The organism is Nocardioides sp., from assembly GCF_050246775.1.
In the GTDB taxonomy this organism is placed as follows: Bacteria; Actinomycetota; Actinomycetes; order Propionibacteriales; family Nocardioidaceae; genus Nocardioides.
Window position 1 is genome coordinate 1 of record NZ_JBFWVK010000020.1, and the last position, 3,324, is coordinate 3,324.

The 3,324-nt window shown below is 55.8% G+C and carries 2 rRNA genes; both read left to right on the forward strand.

The annotated features are described in order from the left end of the window. The first annotated feature begins 180 nt into the window (after positions 1-180). Positions 181-1,705: ribosomal RNA gene (locus AB7I40_RS23720) — 16S ribosomal RNA — on the forward strand. A 386-nt stretch (positions 1,706-2,091) separates the two neighbouring features. Further along, positions 2,092-3,324, forward strand: a 23S ribosomal RNA gene (locus AB7I40_RS23725); the annotation flags it as partial.

Consider the following 3,324-nt stretch of genomic DNA (forward strand, 5'->3'; position numbering starts at 1 on the left):
ATAGTCGACGAATTAATTTTAACCCGTCTGGCTTGTTCCTCTGCCTTTTTGGTGGGGGTGTGAGTTGACGGTTCCTTTGGTAGTTAATCGATAATTCTGACAATTTTGTCAGTGATCGGTCTTCTGCCGGGATCTCTTTTTCTGCAGGCTGTCCTTTGGGGTGGTTTGTGGTGTTGTTTTTCAACGGAGAGTTTGATCCTGGCTCAGGACGAACGCTGGCGGCGTGCTTAACACATGCAAGTCGAGCGGTAAGGCTCCTTCGGGAGTACACGAGCGGCGAACGGGTGAGTAACACGTGAGCAATCTGCCCTTCACTCATGGATAACCTCCGGAAACGGTGGCTAATACACGATGCGACCACTGACCGCATGGTCTGGTGGTGGAAAGTTCTGGCGGTGGAGGATGAGCTCGCGGCCTATCAGCTTGTTGGTGAGGTAATGGCTCACCAAGGCTTCGACGGGTAGCCGGCCTGAGAGGGTGACCGGCCACACTGGGACTGAGACACGGCCCAGACTCCTACGGGAGGCAGCAGTGGGGAATATTGGACAATGGGCGAAAGCCTGATCCAGCAACGCCGCGTGAGGGATGACGGCCTTCGGGTTGTAAACCTCTTTCAGCTCCGACGAAGCGAAAGTGACGGTAGGAGCAGAAGAAGCACCGGCCAACTACGTGCCAGCAGCCGCGGTAATACGTAGGGTGCGAGCGTTGTCCGGAATTATTGGGCGTAAAGGGCTCGTAGGCGGTTTGTCACGTCGGGAGTGAAAACTCGGGGCTTAACCCCGAGCCTGCTTCCGATACGGGCTGACTAGAGGTATGCAGGGGAGAACGGAATTCCTGGTGTAGCGGTGAAATGCGCAGATATCAGGAGGAACACCGGTGGCGAAGGCGGTTCTCTGGGCATTACCTGACGCTGAGGAGCGAAAGTGTGGGGAGCGAACAGGATTAGATACCCTGGTAGTCCACACCGTAAACGTTGGGCGCTAGGTGTGGGGCTCATTCCACGAGTTCCGTGCCGCAGCTAACGCATTAAGCGCCCCGCCTGGGGAGTACGGCCGCAAGGCTAAAACTCAAAGGAATTGACGGGGGCCCGCACAAGCGGCGGAGCATGCGGATTAATTCGATGCAACGCGAAGAACCTTACCTGGGTTTGACATATGCCGGAAAGCCTCAGAGATGAGGCCCCTTTTAGTCGGTATACAGGTGGTGCATGGCTGTCGTCAGCTCGTGTCGTGAGATGTTGGGTTAAGTCCCGCAACGAGCGCAACCCTCGTCTTATGTTGCCAGCACGCCCTTCGGGGTGGTGGGGACTCATAAGAGACTGCCGGGGTCAACTCGGAGGAAGGTGGGGATGACGTCAAGTCATCATGCCCCTTATGTCCAGGGCTTCACGCATGCTACAATGGCCGGTACAAAGGGCTGCGATACCGCAAGGTGGAGCGAATCCCAAAAAGCCGGTCTCAGTTCGGATTGGGGTCTGCAACTCGACCCCATGAAGTCGGAGTCGCTAGTAATCGCAGATCAGCAACGCTGCGGTGAATACGTTCCCGGGCCTTGTACACACCGCCCGTCACGTCACGAAAGTCGGCAACACCCGAAGCCGGTGGCCCAACCCTTGTGGAGGGAGCCGTCGAAGGTGGGGCTGGCGATTGGGACGAAGTCGTAACAAGGTAGCCGTACCGGAAGGTGCGGCTGGATCACCTCCTTTCTAAGGAGCACTTTGGCAGGCACCACCCCGGTGGTGTGCTGTCCAGCCGATGGTTTCGTGGACAACCGTTCCACGGCCATCACTGCTCACTAGTGGAACGTCGACTAATTGGCTGGATCAGGCTGGAAGCCTCGTCAGTACTGCAGCACCTCTCTTCGGAGGAGTGCCGCGTGGAACCTCGAGGTGGAGAGCTCGAACCAGTCAGACACACTGTTGGGTCCTGAGGGATCGAGACCCCTTCGGGGGCCGACACCTCTGGGCCATCACTTCCGCTGAACTACCGGGCAACCGGCAAGCACGGATCGGTGATGGTGCCGCCCGTATTTTGAGATCTGCATAGTGGACGCGAGCATCTTTGTAGCTGTTTTGTTGTTGAGTTTTTGTTTTGACAAGCTACTAAGGGCACATGGTGGATGCCTTGGCACCGAGAGCCGATGAAGGACGTTGTAGCCTGCGATAAGCCCTGGGGAGTTGGCAAACGAGCGTTGATCCGGGGGTGTCCGAATGGGGAAACCCAGCTGGAGTCATGTCCAGTTACCTGCACCTGAATATATAGGGTGTTTGGAGGGAACGTGGGGAAGTGAAACATCTCAGTACCCACAGGAAGAGAAAACAAGAGTGATTCCGAGAGTAGTGGCGAGCGAAATCGGATGAGGCCAAACCATAGCAGTGTGATAGCCGGCAGGTGTTGCTGTTGTGGGGTTGTGGGGCCGTTTTGTCTGTTCTGCCGAGCAGGCGCAGAGTAAGAAACCATTATTGAAGTTGAAGTCCATTGGAAAGTGGCGCCGTAGAGGGTGATAGCCCCGTAAGTGTAAGGTGATGGCTCTGGAACGTGACCCCAAGTAACACGGAACCCCTGAAATTCCGTGTGAATCTGGCGGGACCACCCGTTAAGCCTAAATACTCCTTGGTGACCGATAGCGGACAAGTACCGTGAGGGAAAGGTGAAAAGTACCCCTGGCGGGGAGTGAAATAGTACCTGAAACCATGTGCCTACAATCCGTCGGAGCGATGACTTCGGTTGTTGTGACGGCGTGCCTTTTGAAGAATGAGCCTGCGAGTTTGCGTTGTGTTGCGAGGTTAACCCGTGTGGGGTAGCCGTAGCGAAAGCGAGTCCTAATAGGGCGTTTGAGTAGCGCGATCAAGACCCGAAGCGAAGTGATCTATCCATGGGCAGGTTGAAGCGCGGGTAAGACCGCGTGGAGGACCGAACCCACTTAGGTTGAAAACTGAGGGGATGACCTGTGGATAGGGGTGAAAGGCCAATCAAACTTCGTGATAGCTGGTTCTCCCCGAAATGCATTTAGGTGCAGCGTTGCGTGTTTCTTGCCGGAGGTAGAGCACTGGATAGCTAATGGGCCCTACAAGGTTACTGACGTTAGCCAAACTCCGAATGCCGGTAAGTGAGAGCGCAGCAGTGAGACTGCGGGGGATAAGCTCCGTAGTCGAGAGGGAAACAGCCCAGACCATCAGCTAAGGCCCCTAAGCGGTAACTAAGTGGAAAAGGATGTGGAGTCGCAGTGACAACCAGGAGGTTGGCTTGGAAGCAGCCACCCTTGAAAGAGTGCGTAATAGCTCACTGGTCAAGTGATTCCGCGCCGACAATGTAGCGGGGCTCA